Below are 22,351 nucleotides of genomic sequence, written 5' to 3' on the forward strand. Positions count from 1 at the left end.
CCACACAGGAAACCGAGGGGACTGTCAGTGCATCTGACTCGCACGTTCAAAACCGTATGTCGTCGCGTTGCAGTGGCGGGCGTTGTCGTGTCGACCCTGGTCGCCGCGACGGGCGCTTCCGCGCAGGCTGACCCCGTCAGCGATCTCCTCGCGCAGGCTCGCTCAATCTTGGCCACGGCAACTAGCGCCGACCCGCTGAAGGTTGTCATCACAACCGATACCGGCGGCGCTCCGTCGATCAGCTCGGTCCGGGCAACCTCAGGTGCGAATGCGCTCGAGCTCATCGTCGCGGCCCTCAAGAAGCCGTCGACCATTGGCGTCGACATGGCGCACCCCGTGAAGATGGCCGCCAGCAACGACCCCTACCGGAAGTACCAGTGGGGTCTTGACCTGTTCAACGCCGAGAGCCGCTGGAAGACTTCGAAGGGCACTGGCGTCGTTGTCGCGGTTGTTGACACCGGTGTGTCCGCTTCGCACCCCGACTTCAAGGGCAGGGTGCTCTCCGGCCGCGATTTCATTGCGCCCGGTACGAGCGCCAACGACGCAAATGGTCATGGCACCCACGTCGCCGGAATCATCGCTGCCAACGCCAACAACGACGTAGGCGGAGCCGGGCTGGCCCCTCGGGTGAAGATCCTGCCCGTGCGTGTGCTCGACGCGACCGGCGAAGGCGACAACGCCGGAGTCGCCAGCGGAATCATCTGGGCAGCCAAGAAGGGCGCCAAGGTCATCAACCTCTCTCTTGGCTCGACGCAGAATGACACTGCGATCAAGGAAGCCGTCTCGTACGCACAGTCGCTCAATGTCGTCGTGATCGCTGCGGCGGGCAACGAGGGTTGTGGACTGCTCGGCACACCGACGTCCTATCCAGCGGCCTACCCTGGAGTCCTTGGCGTCGGCGCAATCTCGAAGGATCGCACCGTTGCGAGCTACTCGAGTTGTGGCAGCTGGGTCGATGTCGTCGCACCCGGCAGCGCGATCGTCTCAACCATGATCTCGTCGGCAAACTCTGATCTCGGGTGCACTCCCGGCAAGCGGTACTGCACGCTGTCTGGCACCTCAATGGCCACACCGTTCGTCGCGGCGACTGCTGCTCTGGAGATCGCCCGTCTCGGTGGTCATTTCAGTCAGGCCTCGATCATTTCGCGACTGCAGAGCACTGCGACTGATCTCGGCAGGTCTGGTCGAGACAACGACTATGGCTACGGACTGATAAGCCCCAGCAGGATGCTGGCCGGCGCAAACTAGCCGTGGCGCCTCTGGCGTACATGCCGGAGGATGAGGCCATGGCCTCTCATGAGTGTGACGTCGTTGTCGTTGGTCTTGGACCAGGAGGCGAGGCCGTGGTCGCGCGGCTCGCCGGTGCCGGCCTGAAGGTCGTCGCTGTCGAGGCTGAGCTCGTCGGCGGCGAGTGCCCCTACTGGGGTTGCATCCCCTCGAAGATGTTCATCCGCGCCGCGAACACCCTCGCTGAGGCGCGACGGGTCGAGAAGCTGGCAGGCGGAGTGTCCGTCACTCCGGACTTCGCGATGGTCGCGAAACGAATTAGGGACGAGGCGACCGACAACTGGGACGACACGGTGGCCGCCAAGCGGGTCACCGATGCTGGGGCGACGCTCGTACGTGGTCATGGTCGTCTCGTGGCTGATCGCACGGTCGAGGTCGACGGCGAGACGTACGTGGCCTCGAAGGGTGTTGTTCTCAACACCGGCACCACAGCTGCCGTGCCTCCGATCGCTGGCCTGGCCGATACGCCGTTTTGGACAAACCGCGAAGCCGTGAGCGCCGAGTCGTTGCCGGCATCGCTGATCGTGATCGGTGGCGGCGCGATCGGCCTTGAACTCGCCCAGGCGTTCTCGCGATTCGACTCGCAAGTCACGGTCCTCGAGGGTGCGCCACGCATCCTGGCGCCCGAGGAGCCCGAGTCGTCGGAGCTGCTGGCCAAGGTATTCGAGGCCGAGGGCATCGCCGTGCACGCCGGCATCACGATCGATCGTGTCGACCACGACGGCACGCGGTTCACCGTGACGTGTGGCGAGAAAACGTACGAGGCTGATCAGCTCCTGGTCGCCGCCGGCCGCAAGTCGCGACTCGATGACGTCGGGCTCGACACCGTCGGCGTCGAGGTTGAGCGCTTCCTCACGGTGGACGACTCGATGCAGGTCACTAGCTACACGGGTTCTGGTGGTCTGTGGGCCATTGGCGACATCGTCGGCCGCGGAGCGTTCACCCACGTCTCGATGTATCACGCAGAGCGGGTGGTCAAGGCGATCCTCGGCGAAGAGCTCGGCTCGTACGACACGAGCTTCCCGCGCGTGACGTTCACCGATCCAGAAGTGGGTGGAGTCGGCTTGACTGAGAAGCAGGCTCGCGACCAGGGCATCCACGTACGAGTCGGGTCCGGCGACATCGCGGCGAGCAGTCGCGGCTGGCTCCACTCCGTCGGCAATGAGGGACTCCTGAAGCTCATCATTGACGACGACCGCGGAGTCATTGTCGGTGCAACAAGCGCCGGTCCGACGGGTGGAGAGACGCTGTCAGCGCTGGCGTTCGCGGTTCGGGCAGAGATCCCGGTGGAGACGCTCAAGAACACGATCTACGCGTACCCGACGTTCTACAGAGCCATCGAGTCAGCGCTGTAGGCGCCGGGGCAGAATGGCCCCATGCGAACTCCGCCCATGAAAATCGTCGTGCTGTCGGGCGGAGTCGGCGGCGCCAGATTCCTCTCAGGCCTGCTGGCCGCCAAGGCTCCCGACGATGAGATCACGGTCATCGGCAACACGGCCGACGACATCTGGTTGTTCGGTATGCGCGTGTGCCCCGATCTCGACACCGTCATGTACACGCTGGGCAACGGCATTGACCCCGAGCGACGCTGGGGACGTACCGACGAGACCTGGAATGCGAAGGAAGAGCTCGGCGCGTACGGCGAAGAGACTTGGTTCGGCCTCGGCGATCGCGATCTCGCGACACATCTGATCCGTACCAAGTTGCTGCATGAAGGCGTTGGCCTCGCCGAGATCACCGCGCGACTTTGCGAGCGCTGGCAGCCGGGCGTCAGGTTGCTGCCCATGACGGAGCAAGAGGTCGAGACTCACATTGGCGTTGACGGCGCCGATGGCATCGACACAATCCATTTCCAGGAGTACTGGATCAGGCTCGGCGCCAAGGTTCCCGTACGTGAGCTGGAGTTCCGCGGAGCCGAAGCTGCGAAGGCTGGTCCTGGCGTCATCGACGCGATTCACGGCGCAGACCTGGTGATCCTTCCGCCGTCCAATCCGATCGTCTCGATCGGCGCGATCCTCTCGGTCGATGAGGTCGCCGAAGCCGTACGTACGACCAAGGCGCCCGTCGTCGGAGTCTCGCCCATCATCGGCACCGCGGCCGTACGCGGAATGGCCGATCAGCTGCTCGAAGGACTCGGCATCGAGATCAGCGCCGGAGCCGTTGCCCGGCACCTCGGTGCGCGCAGCACTGGGGGAGTGCTCGACGCGTGGCTGGTCGACACTTCCGACGAAGCGGCCGTTGTCTCGATCGAGGAAGCCGGCATACGCGCCAAGGCCGTGCCGCTCTACATGAACGACGACGCGACGACGGCTCAGTTGGCCCGAGACACTCTGGCGTTCGCGTGACGCTTCGCGCCTGGCCGGTCGAGGGCATCGGCGAGATCGTGCCCGGTGACGACCTGGCCGCGATCATCGTCGATCACCTCACGGAGCCCCTCGCCGATGGCGATGTCGTCGTTGTGACCAGCAAAGTGGTCAGCAAGGCGGCTGGGCTGGCTACTAGCGGTGATCGCGAGTCGTTACTAGAAGCGAAGACCGATCGGGTCGTTGCCCGGCGCGGACCGACTCGCATCGTGCGCACTTATTCCGGACTGACTCTGGCCGCTGCCGGAATCGACGCCTCCAACCTCGAGCAGGGTCTGGTCATCCCGCTGCCTGACGACCCGGACCAGTCTGCGAGGGAGCTGCGCGCTGGACTTGTCAGCCTCACGGGAGTCCAGGTCGGCGTCATCATCACCGACACGGTTGGTCGGGCCTGGCGCATCGGTCAGACCGACATCGCGATCGGCGCCGCTGGCATCGCCCCCGTTCTGTCGTTCGAGGGCGTTGAGGATTCGTACGGCAACGTTCTTGCTGTCACGGCTCCGGCAGTGGCCGACGAGATCGCTGGCGCGGCCGACCTGGTCGCCGGCAAGCTCGGGGGTCAACCGGTCGTGGTCGTACGCGGGCTGCCCGGTGAGTGGATCCGCAATGAAGCCCCAGGTGCGGCGGCACTGATCCGCGACGAAGGCGACGACATGTTCGGCCTCGGAGCTCGCGATGCCGTGTTGGTCGCTGCAGGGCGCGGTGATACTCGCGGCTTCCCGTCAGCTGAAGCAGACGACGACCTGCTTGCGATGGCCCGCGAAGGCGTCGACCTGACGCTGGCGGACGCTGAACTCACCGATCGCTCGATCGAAGTGCGTCCACTGAACGCGTCGCCGGCGGCTTTCATCGAAGCCGGCGTGCTGGCCGAGCGGCTACGGATCCTGGCCCGTGCGATCGGCCAGGACGTGACGATCACAGTCGTCTAGGCCGAGGCGCGGGTGCTGACCTTCGTCAGTGCGGCAGTCGTGTGGGCGCCGACGCCGAGCGTCTGAGCCTCGAGCAGTTCGTGGAACTCGTCGACGTCCCGGCGCAGTGCCGCGGGAGCCAACAGTTCGACCGCACCGTACGAGCGGTGGCGCTCGGCCGAACCAAGTCCGTAGCTGGGGCGCAGAAGATCAGGCCGCTGACTCGTGAGGACCGTTGTGCCCTCTCCGCTGGTATCTGGGACGAACGCCCTTGGATGCGTGACTGCCTCGCAAAGAAGGGAGCTGAGCTCGCTGGAGGTCAAAGCTGGCAGGTCTGACGGGATGATGGCCAGGGCATCGTCAGGATGATTCTTGATTGCCCAGGCAGCGCCAAGGTTCACGGCGGTGCCAAGCGGATCGCTCCCGGCGCTTTCTGGCTCCGCGATCGGGGTTGCGCCGATTCTGAGGGCATACTCGCGGACCTCTTCGCTGCCACTCACCACGACGACGCGACTCACCTCGGGCGTACGAAGCACGGCGTCTAGGGCGTCCTGCGCGAACGCTCGAGCCAGCGCTCGGCGCGCGTCAGCCTCCGCGTGCAGCCGAGACTTGGCTCCGTCCCACGGCTTGATCGGCATGATCACCGTGAACATGTCAGGCTCCGACCGGGACCACGGCGACTCGGCCGTACGTCGTGGTGCGTTGTACTGCGGGGCGACCAGCCAGCGCAGCCATCTGCTCGAGCTCTTCGATCGACTTGCGCGATCCGTTGGTACTGCCGGCCATCCGGCTGATGGTCTCTTCCATCAGCGTTCCGCCGAGGTCGTTGACGCCGCCCTGCAGCACCTGGGTGCACGTCTCGGGGCCGAGCTTGACCCACGAGCACTGGATGTTGTCGATCAGTCCGTGCAGCATGATGCGCGACATCGCGTGCACTGCGCGGTTGTCCCGGACTGACGGTCCCGGGCGGGCGACGCCGGCGAGGTAGATCGGCGAGGACTGGTGCACGAACGGCAGCGGCACGAACTCGGTGAAACCACCCGTCTCGCGCTGCAGGTTGGCCAGAGTGCGCAGGTGGTTGACCCAATGACCCGGATGGTCGACGTGGCCGTACATCATCGTCGAGGTCGTCGGCAGGCCTACTTCGTGAGCCGTACGGATCACGTCGATCCACTCTGACGTCGGCAGCTTGCCCTTGGTCAGAATCCAGCGGACGTCGTCGTCGAGGATCTCGGCAGCAGTGCCGGGGAGCGAGTCGACGCCGGACTCCTTGGCCTTGATCAGGAAGTCGCGAACGGAAAGGCCGGTACGGCTGACACCGTTCATGACCTCCATCGGGCTGAATGCGTGGACATGCAGGCTCGGTTCGCGGCGCTTCACTTCGGCAGCGATGTCGAAGTACGCGGTGCCCGGCAGGTCGGGGTGGATGCCGCCCTGCATGCAGACCTCGGTCGCCCCGAGCGCGACGGCTTCTGTCGCGCGATTGCCGATCTCGTCGAGCGAGAGCGTGTACGCGTCGGCGTCGGTACGGCGTTGGGCGAAGGCGCAGAAGCGGCAGCCGGTGTAGCAAACGTTGGTGAAGTTGATGTTGCGGTTGACGATGTAGGTGATCTCATCGCCCACCGCCTGTTTGCGCAGGTCATCGGCATATCTGGCCAACTCATCGAGCCGCGGCCCCTCGGCCGTCATTAGCACCAGAGCGTCGGCATCCGACAGCCCGGCGGGGTCGCGTTCGGCCGCACGCATCGCGTTGCTGAATCCGCCGTCACCGATGCCGACCAAGGCGGCACCTTCACGGCTCGCTTGTCCGTCGCGAAGTACTGACCAGTCGCCGTAGACGTCCTCGAAGTCGCTGCGTCGGTCAGTCGTACGGCCGATGGTGTCGACCTCGGTGTGGAGCTCGGTACGTCCCTGCGACAGCCAGCCGGTTGGGGACCAGCCGCCATCGGGCTCCTGCCACGGCAGCCCTTCGGCCAGCGCGGCCGGATTGGCCAGGCCGTTCTCGCCGACCAGCGCATCGACGTGCGGGAGGAGGCGAGGGTCGAGCCACGGCTCGGACAGGAACTGCGGGTGAGCCGTGAGCCGCTCAGTCAGCGTGAAGCCCTGCTCGGCACACAGTTCGGTCAGGGCAGTCAGCTCGGGCCAGGGACGTTCCGGATTGACGTGATCCGGCGTCAGCGGACTGATGCCGCCGAAGTCGTCGACTCCAGCGTCCAGCAGCGAACGGCAGTCTTCGAGGTCGACCAGGTTGGGCGGCGCCTGCACGCGCATCGACGGACCCATCAGGATGCGGGTCGTCGCGATGGCAGCGAGGTATTCCTCGACCTGCAGGTCCGGCGTACCGCGCATCGCCGTGTCGTCCTTGGAGACGAAGTTCTGGATGATGACTTCCTGGACCGAGCCGTACGTCCGGGCGATGCGGCGCAACTCGAAGATGCTCTCGACGCGATCCTCGAGTGTCTCGCCGATGCCGATCAGCAGTCCGGTCGTGAACGGGATGTTGAGGCGGCCGGCGTCTTCAAGTACGCGGATGCGAATGGCCGGGTCCTTGTCGGGGCTGGCGTAGTGCGCCTGGCCCTTTTCCTCGAACAGTCGGCGGCTCGTCGTCTCGAGCATCATGCCCATGGAAGGAGCGACTGGCTTGAGCCGGGACATCTCCTTCCAGCTCATGACGCCGGGGTTGAGGTGGGGGAGCAATCCCGTCTCCTCGAGCACCCGGATCGACATGGCGCGTACGTATTCGAGCGTGCTGTCGTATCCCGCTGCCTCGAGCCATTCCTTGGCATCATCCCAGCGATCCTCGGGACGGTCGCCGAGCGTGAACAACGCTTCCTTGCAGCCCATTGCCGCGCCCTTGCGGGCGATGTCGAGCACCTCATCGGGCGACAGGAACGGCGCAGGCAGACGGTTGGGGGTCGTCGCGAACGTGCAGTAGTGGCACCGATCGCGGCACAGACGCGTCAGCGGGATGAAGACCTTCTTGCTGTACGTGACGACGCCAGGTCGACCATCGGCTTCGAGACCGGCATCGCGTACGCGTACGGCGGCGGCCATCAGCTCGGCCAGCAACTCTCCGCGAGCGCTGAGCAGCCCAGCCGCCTCGTTCGCGTCGATCGACTTGCCCGCGACAGCACGCCGTACGGCGCGGGTGATCTCGCGATCAGTGGGCTGCGCGGTCATGGCTCAATCATCACTGGTGGCGTGAAATCTCAGCGGTGCAGGTTCGGCAAGACGTCCTTGCCGAACACGTCGATCCATTCGCGCTGGTTGCGTCCGACATTGTGGAGGTAGACCGTGTCGATGCCTTCGTCGAGGAACCTCTGGATCTCGGCGCGGTGCGCATCGGGGTCTTCGGAGATCAGCATCCGGCCCTCGAAGTCCTCGGGGCGGACCATCTTGGCCATCTCCTGGAGGTCGTACGGCGAACGGATGTCGCCCTTGGGGAACTTCATTCCACCGTTGGGCCACTCGGTCATCGCGTTCTCGAGCGCCTCTTCGTACGTCGGCGCCCACGACAGGTGCAGCTGAAGAACCTTGGGCATGGTGTCCGGGTCCTTGTCGGCTTCGCGGGCACCATCGGCGAACTTGCCGAGGAGTCCGGCGACCTTCTCGGTCGTGGCGCCCGGGGTGATGATGCCGTCGACTTCCTTGCCGGCTCGCTTGGCCGTGATCGGACCCGCGGTTGCGACGTAGATCGGCGGCGGGTCGTCGAGGGTCCAGAGGCGGGTCTTCTCCAGCGTGAAGTACTCGCCCTTGTGCTTGACGTCCTTGCCGGTGAAAAGCTTCTTGATGATCGTGATGGCTTCCCACATGCGGCTGAGCCGTTCGGGCGCCTCGGGCCAGTAGCCGCCCACGATGTGTTCGTTGAGCGCTTCGCCCGAACCGAGCCCGAGCCAGTGGCGGCCGGGGTACATCGCGGCCAGCGTTGCCGAGGCCTGGGCGACCATCGCGGGATGCGTCTTGAACGAGGGGCAGATGACACCGGGGCCGATATCGCCGCGTGTACGTTCGCCTGCCGCAGTCAGCACGTTCCAGATGTAGGGAGCATGGCCCTGAGCCGGGACCCACGGCTGGAAGTGGTCGGCAGCCATGACGCCGTTGAAGCCGCCGTTTTCGGCGTAGGCGCACAGGTCAACGAGCTCGGTGGGGTGGAACTGCTCGCTCATCGCTGCGTAGCCGACGTGCACCGGTGCCATGGAAAATCTCCCTGATCATCGCCAAGTAGAACGTGTTTCAGTTTCCATCATCGCCTACGGCAGCGCAATGCGGCCCCTTAGGCCGATTTCATGTGTCGGTAGCACCGCGCGCCTCGGTTTCCGCTCAATTGTCACGCAGGGGACGTTGGTCCCATGAACGGTGGTCGTGTGGCCGTGTCATCGGATGGCTTGACCTCAGATCGTGGAGGTACTCATTCGAACGTTGGAGGTCGTCATGAACACCGAAATCAAGCCGGTTGTCGTCGGCATCGTCGACAAGCAGCCCAGCGCCCTGGCGGTCGCGATCCGTCAAGCGAGCGCGACCGAAAGCCCGCTGTGGGTTGTCCACTCCGTGGGTGTGCCGGCACAGTCGGCCGAGTTCTACGCTGGCTACGAAGTGATTGAGGACCTACGCCGGTCCGGGCAGGTCGTGCTGGACGAAGCGCGCGACTACATCGTGCGCGAAGCGCCCGGGCTGACTGTCGACTACATTTTGTCGACGGACGAACCCGTACGTGCGATCGACCATTCGTCGACTGAAGCACGGCTCATCGTCCTCGGCTCCGACGACGTCCCGTGGTACGAGCGACTGATGCGGACGAAGGTCTCCGGCCACCTCGCGTTGCATGCTCGTTGCCCCGTCATCGTGGTTCCCGAGCACGCAGGATCGGACACCTACTCGGGCGATATAGTCGTCACCCTCGCGGGTGACACCGCAGCCGATGGCCCGATGCTGTTCGCTCTTGAGCAGGCGAGCGCACACCACGCGTCGTTGCACGTTCTGCATGCGATCGAACCGGGAACGGCACCTGACGAGGCGGATCGGGAGCGGGCCAAGATCACGGAGATTCTCGCTGCCTGGCGAGTGAAGTTCCCGGACGTCACGATCTTCGAGGTGTACGGACGCGAGACTCCGGAGGACGCCGTCCTGCGGGCAACCGAAAGTGCTTCCCTCGTCATCGTGGGACGGCCCCACCATCCGACACCGTTGTCGCTTTCGCGGCCGTTCGCCTCGGACATCCTCAAGCGGACCCACTGCCCCGTTGCTGTCGTGGCCGAGTCGTACCAGGGGGCGTGACTCGCGCTTTGCAGGAGCGCTGCTCAATGGCCGGCTCTTGGTGCCCTCGACAGGAATCGAACCTGTGACCTACCGCTTAGGAGGCGGTCGCTCTATCCAACTGAGCTACGAGGGCGCTGGGTCAGGTTATCGAGTACGCGCGATTTCATCGAACCCCGCATACGGGTGGACAATGGAGGTATGACGAAGCCCATCGAGTCTTGGCTCACAGACATGGACGGTGTGCTCGTCCATGAGGAGAAGGCGATCCCCGGCGCGCCCGAGTTCATCGAGCGGCTGAAGAAGAGCGGACGCAAGTTCCTCGTACTGACCAACAACTCGATCTTCACCCCGCGCGACCTGTGCGCCCGGCTGCGACTGGCTGGCATCGACGTACCCGAATCGGCAATCTGGACCTCAGCGCTGGCGACCGCAAAGTTCCTCAGCGAGCAGCGTCCCGAAGGCACCGCATACGTGATCGGTGAGGCCGGAATGACGACCGCCCTTCACAACGTTGGCTACGTCATGACGAGCCAGGATCCCGAGTACGTCGTGCTCGGCGAAACGCGCACGTACTCGTTCGAGGCGATCACTCGCGCGATCCAGCTCATCGAGAACGGTGCGCGCTTCATCGCGACCAACCCCGACGCGACGGGCCCCTCACCGCAGGGATCGCTGCCAGCGACCGGATCCGTCGCAGCTCTCATCACGAAGGCGACCGGCGTCGATCCGTACTTCGTCGGCAAGCCCAACCCCTTGATGATGCGCAGCGCACTCAACCAGATCGAAGCGCACTCCGAGACCACCGTGATGATCGGCGACCGGATGGACACTGACGTGCTCTCCGGACTCGAGGCTGGACTGCGAACGATCCTCGTACTCACTGGCTCGACGGCAGCTGGAGCGGTCGACCGCTTCCCGTTCAGGCCGACTCATGTCTTCGACTCGATTGCCGATGTCACGCCGCTCATCGAAGGCTGAGACGCGCTACAAGATGACGCCTATTGCAGGCATTGTTATCATTCCGTAACCATTCGGGCAGGTGGCACCACCGCCGGTCCGGAGGCACCAACCACTCAAAGGAGTGACGTGAAGGTCTTCCTCACGGGTGCAAGCGGAGTGATGGGCCGATCGTCCATCGACGCGTTGCACCAAGCGGGACACACTGTCATTGGTCTTGCCCGCACGGCAGAATCGGCTGCCCAGATCTCTGCTGCAGGCGCCGAGCCCTGTCGCGGCGACGTCTACGACGGCGATGCTCTCGTCGCCGGGATGCGTGGCTGCGATGCCGTGGCCAATCTCGCCACGAAGGTGCCGGTCGGCACCGCCGCGCTGCGGCCGGGCTCGCTCAAGGAAGTCGAACGCATTCGCGTCGTCGGCTCCAAGGTCGTCGCCATCGCAGCACGCGAGGCTGGCGTGGAGCGCATCGTCCAGCAAAGCCTCAGCTTCATCTACGCCGACAACGGCGATGAGTGGATCGACGAGCACAGCCCGATCGACCTCACCGGTGCCACCGAACCTGTTGTGGTCGCCGAGCACCGCATGGCCCGTTTCGCCGAGAAGGGCGGTACGTCCGTCAGCCTGCGCTTCGGACTCGTCACCGGCGATGACCGCAACACCGCCTGGATGTTCCGCCGAGCTCGTGCTGGCAAGGCGATCGGCATGGGCGCCAAGACTTCGTGGATGCACGTCATCCATCCGGCTGACGTTGGCTCAGCCGTCGTGCACGCGCTGTCCGCGCCTGGTGGCATCTACAACGTCGGCGCTGAGCCTGTTCAGCGTGGCGACTATGTCGACACCATTGCCCAGGCCGCAGGCCAGAAGCAGGGTCACTTCCTGCCGAAGTGGGTCGAGCGTCTCGGCTCCGACAAGCTCGAGATCCTCACCCGGTCCCAGCGCATCAGCTCGCAGCTGTTCAGCGACCGTACGGGCTGGCATCCGACCTACCCCAAGCTGACTCCGGACTGGTTCGATGCCCTCGCCCGAGTCTGAGCCTGAACTGACCGAAGAAGAAGTTGCGCGCCGTCGTCGCGCCGCCGAACTGCTCGGCGATGTCCTTCCGGACACCTCTGTCGACGACACAGACGAAGGTTGGGGCGAACGTTCCGCCCCAACCTCCGACGAGGAATACCTCAGGGACGTCCCGCCCCACCACGGCTAGCGAGACTTGAGCGCATCCCGGATCTCGCGCAGCAGTGCGATGTCTTCGGGTACGACCTCCGGCTCGGGCTCTTCGCCCGAAGCGCGACGCTCCTGCAGGGCCTTGAGCGGCACCATGATGGCGAAGTAGACGACCGCGGCAGTCAGCACGAACGTGATGATCGCGGTGATGAACGCACCGAACGTGAAGTACTGTCCGTCCACCTCAAGCGACATGCCGACGGGACCGCCGCCGCCGATGAGCGCGATCAGGGGGCTGACGAACGACTCGGTGAATGCCTTCACCAGTGCAGCGAACGCCGTGCCTATGACGACGGCGATCGCGAGGTCGACGATGTTGCCGCGGAACACGAAATCCTTGAAGCCTTGAATCATGGTTGCCCTCCGATGGGAGTTGAGTTGTGAGTTCGACCCTAACGAGCGGTCATGAGGACTGCATCACCGTGAACCGTGACTCGAGTCCCGCCGACGCCAGGTCGAGTGCAACCTTCTCGGTCGTGACAATTCCGAGCGCCAGGGCATCGCTCTCCTCACCCGACGGAATCGTCACTACCTCGACGTCTCGGGCCACCACTTCGGCCTTGGACTCACCATTCGGATCGACGGCGACGACGTCGATGCGGTCGCCGACTTGGAGCCCGGTCAATCCATCGGCGTCCGGGATCGAAATGCTGGTGAGCACGGCGCCCTCGCCGTATCCATCGAGTGCGTCTGGCCTGAGCACGCGGTAGTCCGTGAACGGCTCACCCGCACGCATGGGCCCAGCGACGCGTCGACCGATAGCCCGTGAGCTGGTCAGCGCGTGGTCGGGTGCGTTCGTGAGCGTGGCAACGCGTACGTCTGACTTCTCGACAATGTGACCGCTGGCGAGGTCATAACGCGCAACGACGACACTGACGCCTCCAGGTGACTGTCGTACGGCGCTCAGCCCGGCGAGTACGGCGAGGCCGGTGCAGATCGCAGCGAGCAGACGGTGGTGCAGGAAGACGAAGCGACGGATGGAGTCCATCGCCGGACTCTAGGAAGATCGAGGCCGTCTTGCAGCCAGCGATCCACAGGGATCAGGCGGCTGAGTCGGAGCCAGACTTCTTGGCGGGAGCGGCCTTTGTGGTGGTCGTCGACGAGTCGCTGGAGGACTTCGCGGCGGGCTTGTCAGAGGACGTCGATGCGGTCGAAGTGGTGCTTGACTTCGACTTGCTGTCGTTGACGTAGAAGCCCGAGCCCTTGAACACAACACCGACGGCGTTGAAGACCTTGCGCAGGCGACCGCCGCACGCGGGGCATTCGGTCAGCGCATCGTCGGTGAAGCTCTGCTGGATTTCCAGCGGCTCACCGCAATCGGTGCACTGATATTGGTACCTGGGCACGGCCTGCTCCTGAGTTTGGACTGCATACCAAGGGTACAGTTGCCGCATCGTGACCACTTCTTCGGACGGCACAGTTTTGGAGCACTGTCTTGGAGCGCCGCGTTGACTGAGTGGCTCCTACTGGCCCTGTCCTTGTTGCTCGTCCTGAGCTGCGGCGTGTTCGGTGCCGCCGAGTATTCGCTCGTCACAGTCGACCGGGCAACCATCGAACGTGCTGCCGAGGCCGGCGACAAGAGATCCAAGGGCACGCTCGCTGCGCTGCGCACGCTTTCGACCCAGCTCAGCGGTGCGCAGCTCGGCATCACGATCACCAACCTCGCGATCGGCTTCCTGGCTGAGCCAGCGCTGGGCAAGATCCTGCACGATCCGCTCGAGGAGCTGGGTCTGACGGGCGGCGCATTGCGCGGCATCTCATACGCCGTGGCTCTGACGCTCAGCACCATCGTCACGATGCTGTTGGGCGAGCTGGTGCCCAAGAAGTTGGCCATCGCCATTCCGCAACAGGTTGCTGCCCGTACGCAGTGGTTCCAGCGAGCCTTCACCCGAGCAATGCTCTGGCCGATCCGTGGGCTCAACAAGGTTGCCAACGGGATCCTGCGATCGGTGGGTGTCGAGCCGCAAGAGGAGCTCCGCTCGGCACGATCGCCACTGGAGCTGAGATCTCTCGTGCTCCGGTCGGCCCAGCAGGGTGCCATCGACGACGAGACCGCTGACCTGGTTGCCCGCAGCATCGCGTTCGGCGACCGGACCGCCGCAGATGTTCGTACGCCGCGAGTGCGCGTGCACTTCCTTGAGGGCAAGGACTCGGCGCTCGACGTCATCGATGCGGCCCGGCAGACCGGCCACTCACGGTTCCCAGTGATCGGTCGCAGCCCTGACGACATTCTCGGCATCGTGCACGTCAAGCAAGCCGTCAGCGTTGAACCTGATCGCCGCCGCAACGTACGCGTTTCGGATCTCGCCGACCCCGCGGCAACTGTCCCCGACAGCATTGAGCTCGACCCATTGCTGACGCTGCTGCGCGAGCAGGGCATGCAGATGGCGGTCGTCGTCGACGAGTACGGCGGCACCGACGGTGTTGTCACCCTCGAGGATCTGGTTGAGGAGATCGTCGGTGACATCGCCGACGAGCATGACCGTTTGTCAGCTCGCAGTCGCCACCGACGGGACGGCACCTGGTCGCTGTCCGGACTGCTGCGTCCCGACGAGGTCGAAGAGCAGACCGACATCGCTCTTCCCGAGGGCGAGGACTACGAGACCATCGCTGGTCTCATCCACGTTGAGCTCGGACGTATCGCCGAACGTGGCGATGAGGTCGTACTTCATCTCGAACGCCGCGGCGAGGACGACGACGAGCCCGAACAGCTCAAGGTCACCCTTCGGGTCGACCGTATGGAAGGTCGTCGCATCGACCGGGTGTCGCTGACCGCTGAGTCCGAGGGGGAGCAGTCATGAACCCCGGACTCGCGATCGCCCTCACTGTGGTGCTCCTTGCACTCAATGCCTTGTTCGTCGGCGCTGAATTCGCCCTGATCTCGGCCCGACGTACGCAGCTTGAACCACGTGTCCAGGCCGGATCGGCTTCGGCGCGGATGGCTCTGCGAGCCATCGAAAGCCTGACTCTGGTGATCGCGGCAGCCCAGCTTGGCATCACGATCTGCTCACTGGGACTCGGTGCCGTTGGTGAACCCGCGATTGCCCACCTGCTTGAGCCAGCATTCGAGGGTCTCGACGTCCCAGACGGTCTGGTCCACCCGATCTCGTTTGTCATCGCCATGACGATCGTCGTCTTCCTGCACGTCGTCCTCGGCGAGATGGTGCCCAAGAACCTTGCTCTCGTCGGGCCCGAGAGGGCGGCGCTCGTACTCGGACCGTTCATGCTTGCCGTTGTCGCGATCCTTCGGCCGTTCGTTGTGGTTCTCAACGGCGCCGCCGATCTGATCATCCGGGCGCTGCGGGTCGAGTCCAAGAGCGAAGTTGCCTCGACCTTCTCGCATGATGAGGTGGCCGGGCTGGTCGAGGAGTCGCGTCGTGAAGGACTGCTGGACGCCCACGAGTACGGGTTGGTGTCGGGTGCGCTCGAGTTCTCGCAGGGCACGATCGACCAAGTGCTGCTCCCGCGAGACGGTCTCGTCACGATCAAACCGAGCGCCACCCCGGTCGACATCGAGAAGGCATGCGCCGAAACCGGCTTCTCCCGGTTCCCAGTGTCAGACGCCGAGGGCGACGTCACGGGCTACCTCCACATCAAGGACGTCCTCGAGACGGATGAGGCATCACGCCTCGAACCGATCGCCGACAAGTGGGTACGTCCGCTGGCCACCGTCATCGCTGGATCCGGCCTGTACGAGGCGCTCCGAACGATGCAGTCACGTGGTTCCCACATGGCTCGCGTCGCAGATGAAACCGGCAATGTGCTCGGCGTGATCATGCTTGAGGACGTGCTCGAAGAGCTCGTCGGCGAGATCCGCAGCAGCGCGCAAGGCTGACGTTTCGGTTCCGCTATCTGTATATCGGGTTTACCGTTGAACCCATGCGTGTCTTCCCCCTCGCATGGCGCAGCCGAGTTGTCGGCTTCTCCATCGCTTTCGTCCTCGCACTCGCGAGTACGATTTGCGTGGGCACTGTGAGCGCGCGTGCGGACAAGCCGACGGTGAGTGAGCTCCAGGTTCAGCTGGTCGAGTCCCGCCAGCAGCTCAACGATCTGTATGCCCGGTCGGCTGCGGCGTCCGAACGACTCAACGGTGCGAAGTACGAGCTTGAGGCAGCCAAGAAGGCCGTATCGCGGCATCGTGCCGAGGTCGCGATCGCGCGTAAGAAGCTTCAGGCGCAGGAACTCGTCGTCGCAGCTATGACAGTTGAGCAGCTGCAATCGGGATCCTCGGTGTCGAGGCTGTCGGCAATGTTCAGCAGTGCTGGTCCCCAGCAACTGTTGGAACGAGCATCGGCCTACGCCAGCACCAACGAAGCAACTGTGGCCAAGGTTGCGACGCTCACCGCGCGCAAGGTCGTACTCGACGCATCCGCCCGCGAGGCTCAGGAAGCGCTCGACGCGCAGAACAAGGCGACGTCTGACCTCAAGGACGCGAAGGCGAACATCGAGCAGGCCATCGCCACGGCAGAGCGCGCGGCATCGACTGCGAAGCGCGAACGTCAGAGCCTGCTGGTCCAACTTGCCGAGGCCAGCGGCACCACGGTCGATGACGTCACTGAGGCTCAGGACGAGATCGACGAGCAGCTCGACGAGTCGGGCCCCAGCACCCCGCCGCGGCCCGGACCTGATCCGAAGCCAACTCCGACGCCCACGCATACGACTCCGCCTCCACCACCTCCGCCAAACCCACCGCCGCCATCGGGCAGCAAGGTCGAGAGGGCCATCGCATTCGCCAAGGCGCAACTCGGCGAGCCCTACAAATGGGGTGCAGCCGGGCCTGGATCGTGGGACTGCTCAGGGCTGACGATGCGCGCCTGGGGTGCCGCAGGGGTATCGCTCTCGCATTACGCGGGTGCCCAGTACACGAGCACCAAAGCTGTGCCGGTCAGCAAGATCGTGCGCGGTGACCTGCTCTATTGGAGCGACGGCGGCCCGAAGTCGATCTATCACGTCGCGATGTATCTCGGCGGTGGGCAGATGATTCATGCGCCGCGACCTGGCCGCGATGTCGAGATCGTCTCGATCAACTACTGGATCAAGCCAGACCTCGCGTCACGCCCGGCTTCTTAGAGACATCTCTTATTCGGGAACGTGGAAAATCCCGTTCGGGGTGACGGCCATGTTGACCGGTACGTCATGCGGCTCGTGCGGCACGGACTCGATCAGTTCGTGCGCGAACACCACGGCGCAGGTTGGCCGGGTGGTGCCTGCGAGCGCGCGGTCGTAATAGCCGGCGCCTCGACCCAGTCGCATGCCAGCGTGGTCGACTGCGAGGGCCGGAACGAAGATCAGCGCACAGTCCTCGATTGCTGCCGAACCAAGCGATGAGCCTTCTGGCTCGGCGATGCCGAGTGTGGTGACCGTGGTTGTGGCGGCGGGGTCGTACACAGCCCAATCGAGCGTTCCATCGGCCAGGCTGAGCGGCACGATCACTTCGATGCCGCGTGCGAGCAGCCGTTCGATCAGCGGAGCGGTGCCGGGCTCGGTCGCCATGGAGAGATAGCAAGCGACCCGCCGCGCGGACGAGATGATCGGCGCAGCGAGAACGTGCAGCGCGATGGCTTCGGCGGCCTCGGCGCGTACGTCATCACTCATCTCCCGGCGACGCCGCAGGAGGTCCGTGCGCAACTCGTCCTTCGTCACGCGGCTGACGCTACCCTTTGACCCGATGAACGGACTGGAGCAGGCACAGCGACGGATGGCAGAAGCCGACGTGCCACAACATGCGATCGATGTGTTCTCAGACTTCTACGCCCAGCTCGCGGATGGAGCGACCGGTCTGATCCGTGAGGCGGATGTCGAGCCGCTGGTCGACATCTCCCACGCGAGCAAGATCTCGCACGATGAAGATGCCAGCCGCGCGGCCGCTTCAGTGACCGCAGTCATCAAGCTGAATGGCGGGCTCGGCACCGGCATGGGACTCGACCGAGCCAAGACGCTGCTTCGCGCACACGGCGACTTGACCTTCCTGGACGTGATCGTGGGACAAGTTCGATCGCTGCGAGCGTCGCTGGGCGTGCCCGTACCGCTGCTGTTCATGAACAGCTTCCGCACCCGCGAGGACACTCTTGGGGCGTTGGCGCCGTACGACGACCTCGCGGTCGACGGTCTGCCGATCGACTTCCTGCAGAACCGCGAGCCCAAGCTCCGCGCCGACGACCTCACGCCGGTCGACTGGCCTGCCGATCCAAGTCTTGAGTGGTGTCCTCCAGGTCACGGCGACCTCTACACCGCGCTCGAGGTGTCAGGCATCCTCGACGCCCTGATCGATCGCGGCTTCCGGTACGCGACGGTCTCGAATGCCGACAACCTTGGAGCGGCGCCCGATCCCGCGATGATGGCGTGGTTCGCCGCGTCGGGTGCGCCGTATGCCGCTGAGGTGTGCCGACGTACTCCTGCGGACGTCAAGGGTGGACACATCGTCGTACGCAAGAGCGACGGGCGACTCGTACTGCGGGACACAGCGCAGATCGCTGCAGAGGACGTCGCGCTCGCCGATGACCCGAAGCGCCATACGTACTTCCACACCAACAACCTGTGGCTCGACCTCGAAGTCGTACGTGCGACTCTCCAAGAGCGCCACGGCATCCTCGGGCTACCGCTGATCCGCAACGAAAAGACGGTCGACCCGACCGATGAATCGTCGCCGAAGGTGATTCAGATCGAGTGCGCGATGGGTGCCGCGGTCGAGGTGTTCGACGGAGCCACGGCGATTGAGGTGGATCGGTCTCGGTTCTTGCCGGTCAAGACGACCAACGACCTGCTTCTGCTGCAATCGGATGTGTACGAGCTCGGCGATGACTTCCGGCTGCGGACGTCTGGCGAAGCGCCGTTGGTCGATCTCGATCGGCGCTTCTACTCAACGATCACCGACTTTGATCGCCGTCTGCCGGTGCCGCCATCGTTGCTTGACGCGCGCTCGTTGACGGTCCGCGGCGACTGGACATTCGGACCCGGAGTCGCCGTGAGCGGCGATGTGGCCCTTGAGGACACCGGCGTGCCCGAGACTGTTGCTCCGTCCACACGCCTCGGTGACGGTTAGGCTGACCGCATGTCCCCAGAGGAGACCGAAGGTGGGTCGGAGCAGAACATGCTTCCGTTGGACCCTCTTCCCCCTCATGAGGTAGAGCCGGAAGAGGACGAGCCGAACGACATCGAGCGCACCGAGCAGGTGTCCACATACGTACCTCCGGCAGACGTGCCCATCCCCGATGAGCCGCCGCCCGATGAGGAACCTCCGCCCGAGGAAACCGCCGAGGCTGTTGTTGAAGAGGTAGGGCCGGAACCAGAGCCAGAACCAGAGCCCGAACCCGAACCGACCCCGACGTTGGGTGGCCCGCCTCCGACGGCTGCCGACCTCGCTCGCAGTGGTGGGGCGCCAGTCGAGCCAGAGCCCGAGGACCCGGAGCCGGCTGCACCGTCAAATCGTGTCGACACCGGACGAGCCCGACCAGCCAGTATCAAAGAGGGATTGCTGACCGTCGAGGAGCATCTCGAGAAGGTCCTGCGTGGCATCGGTCCGTTGGGCGCGTACGACCAGCCGCTCGTTGAGTCGCTGGGTCTTCCGCTGCTCGAAGGCTTCGTCAGTCCATCTGACCTGCCGCGCTTCGACAACTCCGCGACAGACGGTTACGCCGTACGAGCTGAGGACGTCATCGGCGCGAGTCGCGAGAACCCCATCGTGCTTCCGGTCGTCGGTGAGATCGCTGCAGGATCGGCCAAGCCCTTCGCCATCAGCGCTGGAACCGCGGTCAAGATCATGACCGGTGCGCCTATCCCTCGCGGTGCCGATGCAGTCATCCCGTACGAGCAGACCGACCACGGCAACGCCCGGGTCGAGATCCTTGCGTCGACCACTCCGGGTGCGTTCATCCGTCGCCAAGGCAGTGACGTCAAGACTGGCGATCGGGTACTCGAAGAGGGTGCCGTCCTCGGACCGCGCGAGATCGGCCTGCTGGCCGCGCTCGGCTCACCGCGGGTCAAGGCCCGTCCTCGTCCTCGTGTCGTCGTCATCTCGACTGGCAGCGAGCTTCGCGAACCTGGCACTCATCTCGACTACGACTCGATCAACGATGGCAACAGCTACATGCTCGCCGCGGCCGTGCGCGCGGCTGGCGCGATTTGCTACCGAGTCGGCGCGGTTGACGACAACCCCAAGGCGTTCCGCCGGGTTTTGTCTGAGCAACTCGTACGCGCTGACCTCGTCGTGACCAGCGGCGGCATCGGCAAGGGCGAGCACGACGTCGTACGGGAGACCTTGTCCGCTCTCGGCACGGTCGACTTCGTTGATGTCGCAATGCAGCCGGGCATGCCGCAAGGCTTCGGTCGCGTCTTCGACGAGCAGACCCCGATCATCACGCTGCCTGGCAACTCGGTCTCGGCGTACGTCTCGTTCGAGGTGTTCGTCCTCCCGGCAATCCGCCGGATGATGGGCCGCACGCCCTACCGGCGCCCGATGGTGCACGCAGTTCTGGCGTCTGATCTGCAATCACCTCCGGGCGTGCGCCAGTACGTACGTGGCGTTTTCGAGGTCACTCACCGCGGTGCGAAGGTCACACCGATCGCGGGTGACGGCTCGCATTTGGCAGGATCGTTGGCTCAGTCCAATGCGCTGATCATCGTCGGGGAGGACCAGACCGCCCTCAACCTTGGCGACACGGTCCGCACTCTCGTTCTGGATCGGCCCTACTAGCTTGAGTCCGGGTTGGCCGGTTGTTCTGCGGCACGGTGCTGTCGGGGTGCGGCCGCTTCGTCGCCGGGACGCTCGTACCTGGGCAAAGTTGCGTGCCGAAAACGTTGATTGGCTCGGACCGTGGGAGGCGACGCTCCCGCGCGAAGCTGGGCCGGCCGCGACCTCGTACGCCGGAATGATTGGCACTTTGCGCCGCCGGGCACGCCAGGGTTACGCGATGCCGTTCGCCGTCACCTGGAACGACGAAATGGTCGGCCTGCTGACCGTCAACGGCATCACCTGGGGGTCCGCTCGCTGGGCCAGCATGGGTTACTGGGTTGCCAAGTCACATGCGGGCAGATCGATTACGCCGACCGCCGTCGCGCTGGTGACGGACCATCTGCTGACCACAACGGGTTTGCATCGAGTGGAGATCGCGATCCGTCCGGAGAACGCTGCCAGCCTGCGGATCGTCGAAAAACTCGGCTTCACCGAGATCGGGCTGGCCCCGAGATTTCTGCACATTTCCGGAGCCTGGCGCGATCATCGGGTCTTCCAGGTGCTGGCCGAGGACGCCCAAGACGGCGTACTTTCTCGCCTTGGACCCACTCCGCCCGACTAGACGAGTGATTCCGGGGGAAGTTGCCTGACTCGCGCCGCCCCGCATCCCGCCCGGCGGCGTTATCGTCGGTCGTCGCACAACCCCGGTGCGCCTCCCTCCTCTGCCTTGCCTGATCGGGCGCGGATACGCCGCTCGCTTAACCGGCACCCCCCGGAATCACCCGTCTGTCACACCAGTCACACAAGTTCTCAGCCGACACACGGCCACGGCTGCCCCGTTCGGGAGCGCTCACGGCATACCGTTTTGCACGTGGGTTCAAGCAGTGGGCTGATCATCGCGTTCGTCGTCGCCGTGTGGGCGGCGTACTTCGTGCCGCTCGCGCTGCGCCGTTACGACGAAGCCACCAAGAACGCCTCGGTTGAGTCCTCTGGATTCCTGAGCCGCGTCATCAATCGCCCCAAAGAAGCCGCAGAGCCTGAGCTCAAAGTGAGCGAGCCGGTCATCAAGGCCGCCGTGGAGGCGCCTACCGCCCCCAAGATCTCGAGCAAAGCCGCTCGTGTCGCGGCTGCTCGCCGTCGTCGCACGCTGCTGACTTTGCTCGCGCTTGCCGCCATCGTCGGTGCTGTCGCAGGTGTTGGTGTCATCCCGATCTATTCGATCGCTGCCCCCGCTGCGCTGATCGTTGCGTGGCTCGTGGCGTGCCGTCTACAGGTTCGTACCGAGCTGGGCATCAGCCGCTCAGCTCGTCAGGCCGTGATGGAGTCCGAGGACACGATCACCGTCTCGGGCCAGTTCGAGGACATCAACCCGGGTCGCAAGCACGTGATGGAAGATGTCCCGCTCGAGACCGATGCGTTGGACGATCAGATTGTGATCGCCGTTCCAAGCGTGTCGACGACCGGCGAAGCGCTATGGGATCCGCTCCCTGTCACCCTTCCGACGTACGTCACGAAGCCTCGCGCCGGACGCACGGTTCGCACGATCGACTTCGGCGCAGCAGGCGCCTGGACGTCAGGTCACATCGAGGGCGAGGACGTTGAGATGCCCGGCCGCGAAGGTGCTGACGAAGAACGTCGCGCCGTCGGTCACTGACCGCTGCTTCGTCCGGCGCCGGTGCTAAAGTTGC

22 protein-coding genes and 1 tRNA gene are annotated in these 22,351 nt (G+C 64.7%); 15 read left to right on the forward strand and 8 right to left on the reverse strand.

The window, feature by feature from the left end:
* Window positions 1-27: 27 nt before the first annotated feature.
* From J2X11_RS04545 to cofE, 4 genes are read left to right on the forward strand one after another with little or no spacing between them, the layout of a single operon-like run.
* Complete coding sequence (locus J2X11_RS04545; RefSeq protein WP_309967175.1) at window positions 28-1,248, forward strand: S8 family serine peptidase; 1,221 nt, start codon at window positions 28-30, stop codon at window positions 1,246-1,248.
* Window positions 1,249-1,286: 38 nt separating this feature from the next.
* Complete coding sequence (locus tag J2X11_RS04550; protein ID WP_309967176.1) at window positions 1,287-2,642, forward strand: dihydrolipoyl dehydrogenase family protein; 1,356 nt, start codon at window positions 1,287-1,289, stop codon at window positions 2,640-2,642.
* Between the two features lie 21 nt (window positions 2,643-2,663).
* The gene (gene cofD / locus J2X11_RS04555; RefSeq protein WP_309967179.1) at window positions 2,664-3,632 is read left to right on the forward strand and encodes a 2-phospho-L-lactate transferase; all 969 of its coding nucleotides are present in this window, start codon (window positions 2,664-2,666) and stop codon (window positions 3,630-3,632) included.
* Window positions 3,629-4,579 (forward strand): coenzyme F420-0:L-glutamate ligase, encoded by a 951-nt coding sequence (gene cofE / locus J2X11_RS04560; RefSeq protein ID WP_309967181.1) that lies wholly within the window; start codon window positions 3,629-3,631, stop codon window positions 4,577-4,579. The genes cofD and cofE overlap by 4 nt, the downstream gene beginning before the upstream one ends.
* On the opposite strand, the gene cofC is transcribed toward cofE, so the two are convergent.
* From cofC to J2X11_RS04575, 3 genes are read right to left on the reverse strand one after another with little or no spacing between them, the layout of a single operon-like run.
* A complete protein-coding gene (gene cofC / locus J2X11_RS04565) occupies window positions 4,576-5,211 on the reverse strand; it encodes a 2-phospho-L-lactate guanylyltransferase (RefSeq protein ID WP_309967183.1) in 636 nt (211 codons plus the stop codon). The two genes, cofE and cofC, sit on opposite strands and share 4 nt — an antisense overlap.
* Window position 5,212: 1 nt before the next feature.
* Complete coding sequence (locus tag J2X11_RS04570) at window positions 5,213-7,738, reverse strand: bifunctional FO biosynthesis protein CofGH (RefSeq protein WP_309967185.1); 2,526 nt, start codon at window positions 7,736-7,738, stop codon at window positions 5,213-5,215.
* 29 nt (window positions 7,739-7,767) lie between these two features.
* Window positions 7,768-8,754, reverse strand: a complete 987-nt coding sequence (locus J2X11_RS04575; RefSeq protein WP_309967188.1) for a TIGR03557 family F420-dependent LLM class oxidoreductase — start codon at window positions 8,752-8,754, stop codon at window positions 7,768-7,770.
* 235 nt (window positions 8,755-8,989) lie between these two features.
* Between J2X11_RS04575 and J2X11_RS04580 the strand changes: the two genes are divergently transcribed.
* Window positions 8,990-9,832 carry a universal stress protein gene (locus J2X11_RS04580; RefSeq protein ID WP_309967190.1) on the forward strand — a complete coding sequence of 281 codons (843 nt, stop codon included), beginning with the start codon at window positions 8,990-8,992 and terminating at the stop codon, window positions 9,830-9,832.
* A gap of 38 nt (window positions 9,833-9,870) precedes the next feature.
* Here J2X11_RS04580 and J2X11_RS04585 read toward each other — a convergent pair.
* Window positions 9,871-9,947 (reverse strand) — tRNA-Arg (locus J2X11_RS04585).
* A 65-nt stretch (window positions 9,948-10,012) separates the two neighbouring features.
* Between J2X11_RS04585 and J2X11_RS04590 the strand changes: the two genes are divergently transcribed.
* The 3 genes from J2X11_RS04590 to J2X11_RS04600 all read left to right on the forward strand — a co-directional run bounded on the left by J2X11_RS04590 (window position 10,013) and on the right by J2X11_RS04600 (window position 11,972).
* On the forward strand, window positions 10,013-10,792 hold the full coding sequence (locus J2X11_RS04590) for an HAD-IIA family hydrolase (protein ID WP_309967192.1): 780 nt from the start codon (window positions 10,013-10,015) through the stop codon (window positions 10,790-10,792).
* Window positions 10,793-10,900: 108 nt separating this feature from the next.
* A complete protein-coding gene (locus tag J2X11_RS04595; protein WP_309967193.1) occupies window positions 10,901-11,803 on the forward strand; it encodes an NAD-dependent epimerase/dehydratase family protein in 903 nt (300 codons plus the stop codon).
* Window positions 11,784-11,972, forward strand: coding sequence for a hypothetical protein (locus J2X11_RS04600; protein ID WP_309967194.1), 189 nt, complete (start codon window positions 11,784-11,786; stop codon window positions 11,970-11,972). The genes J2X11_RS04595 and J2X11_RS04600 overlap by 20 nt, the downstream gene beginning before the upstream one ends.
* Here the strand turns inward: J2X11_RS04600 and mscL are convergent.
* Genes mscL through J2X11_RS04615 form a run of 3 tightly spaced genes read right to left on the reverse strand, consistent with a single transcriptional unit; the run spans window position 11,969 to window position 13,338 of the window.
* Complete coding sequence (gene mscL, locus J2X11_RS04605) at window positions 11,969-12,346, reverse strand: large conductance mechanosensitive channel protein MscL (RefSeq protein WP_309967196.1); 378 nt, start codon at window positions 12,344-12,346, stop codon at window positions 11,969-11,971. The two genes, J2X11_RS04600 and mscL, sit on opposite strands and share 4 nt — an antisense overlap.
* Window positions 12,347-12,395: 49 nt before the next feature.
* Window positions 12,396-12,980, reverse strand: coding sequence for an SAF domain-containing protein (locus J2X11_RS04610; protein ID WP_309967198.1), 585 nt, complete (start codon window positions 12,978-12,980; stop codon window positions 12,396-12,398).
* Between the two features lie 52 nt (window positions 12,981-13,032).
* A complete protein-coding gene (locus J2X11_RS04615) occupies window positions 13,033-13,338 on the reverse strand; it encodes an FmdB family zinc ribbon protein (RefSeq protein WP_309967200.1) in 306 nt (101 codons plus the stop codon).
* Between the two features lie 102 nt (window positions 13,339-13,440).
* Here J2X11_RS04615 and J2X11_RS04620 point away from each other — a divergent pair, with 102 nt between their 5' ends.
* Genes J2X11_RS04620 through J2X11_RS04630 form a run of 3 tightly spaced genes read left to right on the forward strand, consistent with a single transcriptional unit; the run spans window position 13,441 to window position 17,062 of the window.
* Window positions 13,441-14,793 carry a hemolysin family protein gene (locus J2X11_RS04620; RefSeq protein ID WP_309967202.1) on the forward strand — a complete coding sequence of 451 codons (1,353 nt, stop codon included), beginning with the start codon at window positions 13,441-13,443 and terminating at the stop codon, window positions 14,791-14,793.
* The gene (locus tag J2X11_RS04625; protein ID WP_309967204.1) at window positions 14,790-15,827 is read left to right on the forward strand and encodes a hemolysin family protein; all 1,038 of its coding nucleotides are present in this window, start codon (window positions 14,790-14,792) and stop codon (window positions 15,825-15,827) included. The genes J2X11_RS04620 and J2X11_RS04625 overlap by 4 nt, the downstream gene beginning before the upstream one ends.
* Before the next feature lie 44 nt (window positions 15,828-15,871).
* The gene (locus J2X11_RS04630) at window positions 15,872-17,062 is read left to right on the forward strand and encodes a C40 family peptidase (RefSeq protein ID WP_309967206.1); all 1,191 of its coding nucleotides are present in this window, start codon (window positions 15,872-15,874) and stop codon (window positions 17,060-17,062) included.
* Window positions 17,063-17,071: 9 nt separating this feature from the next.
* On the opposite strand, the gene J2X11_RS04635 is transcribed toward J2X11_RS04630, so the two are convergent.
* Window positions 17,072-17,635 (reverse strand): 5-formyltetrahydrofolate cyclo-ligase, encoded by a 564-nt coding sequence (locus tag J2X11_RS04635; RefSeq protein WP_309967208.1) that lies wholly within the window; start codon window positions 17,633-17,635, stop codon window positions 17,072-17,074.
* Window positions 17,636-17,660: 25 nt separating this feature from the next.
* Between J2X11_RS04635 and J2X11_RS04640 the strand changes: the two genes are divergently transcribed.
* The 4 genes from J2X11_RS04640 to sepX all read left to right on the forward strand — a co-directional run bounded on the left by J2X11_RS04640 (window position 17,661) and on the right by sepX (window position 22,317).
* Window positions 17,661-19,034: a UTP--glucose-1-phosphate uridylyltransferase gene (locus J2X11_RS04640; protein WP_309967210.1), complete on the forward strand. Its 1,374-nt coding sequence runs from the start codon at window positions 17,661-17,663 to the stop codon at window positions 19,032-19,034.
* A gap of 9 nt (window positions 19,035-19,043) precedes the next feature.
* Window positions 19,044-20,684 carry a molybdotransferase-like divisome protein Glp gene (gene glp, locus J2X11_RS04645; protein ID WP_309967212.1) on the forward strand — a complete coding sequence of 547 codons (1,641 nt, stop codon included), beginning with the start codon at window positions 19,044-19,046 and terminating at the stop codon, window positions 20,682-20,684.
* Window positions 20,685-20,730: 46 nt separating this feature from the next.
* A complete protein-coding gene (locus tag J2X11_RS04650; RefSeq protein ID WP_309967214.1) occupies window positions 20,731-21,285 on the forward strand; it encodes a GNAT family N-acetyltransferase in 555 nt (184 codons plus the stop codon).
* Between the two features lie 249 nt (window positions 21,286-21,534).
* Window positions 21,535-22,317: a divisome protein SepX/GlpR gene (gene sepX, locus J2X11_RS04655; protein ID WP_309967216.1), complete on the forward strand. Its 783-nt coding sequence runs from the start codon at window positions 21,535-21,537 to the stop codon at window positions 22,315-22,317.
* Window positions 22,318-22,351 lie beyond the last annotated feature (34 nt).

Source organism: Aeromicrobium panaciterrae (assembly GCF_031457275.1).
Classification (GTDB): domain Bacteria; phylum Actinomycetota; class Actinomycetes; order Propionibacteriales; family Nocardioidaceae; genus Aeromicrobium; species Aeromicrobium panaciterrae_A.

Bases quoted from the DNA above. Each gene is read 5' to 3' on its own strand.
- J2X11_RS04550 (WP_309967176.1), top strand. From the start codon at position 1,287: ATGGCCTCTCATGAGTGTGACGTCGTTGTCGTTGGTCTTGGACCAGGA.
- cofD (WP_309967179.1), top strand. From the start codon at position 2,664: ATGCGAACTCCGCCCATGAAAATCGTCGTGCTGTCGGGCGGAGTCGGC.
- cofC (WP_309967183.1), bottom strand. From the start codon at position 5,211: ATGTTCACGGTGATCATGCCGATCAAGCCGTGGGACGGAGCCAAGTCT.
- J2X11_RS04570 (WP_309967185.1), bottom strand. From the start codon at position 7,738: ATGACCGCGCAGCCCACTGATCGCGAGATCACCCGCGCCGTACGGCGT.
- J2X11_RS04575 (WP_309967188.1), bottom strand. From the start codon at position 8,754: ATGGCACCGGTGCACGTCGGCTACGCAGCGATGAGCGAGCAGTTCCAC.
- J2X11_RS04580 (WP_309967190.1), top strand. From the start codon at position 8,990: ATGAACACCGAAATCAAGCCGGTTGTCGTCGGCATCGTCGACAAGCAG.
- J2X11_RS04590 (WP_309967192.1), top strand. From the start codon at position 10,013: ATGACGAAGCCCATCGAGTCTTGGCTCACAGACATGGACGGTGTGCTC.
- J2X11_RS04600 (WP_309967194.1), top strand. From the start codon at position 11,784: ATGCCCTCGCCCGAGTCTGAGCCTGAACTGACCGAAGAAGAAGTTGCG.
- mscL (WP_309967196.1), bottom strand. From the start codon at position 12,346: ATGATTCAAGGCTTCAAGGATTTCGTGTTCCGCGGCAACATCGTCGAC.
- J2X11_RS04610 (WP_309967198.1), bottom strand. From the start codon at position 12,980: ATGGACTCCATCCGTCGCTTCGTCTTCCTGCACCACCGTCTGCTCGCT.
- J2X11_RS04625 (WP_309967204.1), top strand. From the start codon at position 14,790: ATGAACCCCGGACTCGCGATCGCCCTCACTGTGGTGCTCCTTGCACTC.
- J2X11_RS04630 (WP_309967206.1), top strand. From the start codon at position 15,872: ATGCGTGTCTTCCCCCTCGCATGGCGCAGCCGAGTTGTCGGCTTCTCC.
- J2X11_RS04640 (WP_309967210.1), top strand. From the start codon at position 17,661: ATGAACGGACTGGAGCAGGCACAGCGACGGATGGCAGAAGCCGACGTG.
- glp (WP_309967212.1), top strand. From the start codon at position 19,044: ATGTCCCCAGAGGAGACCGAAGGTGGGTCGGAGCAGAACATGCTTCCG.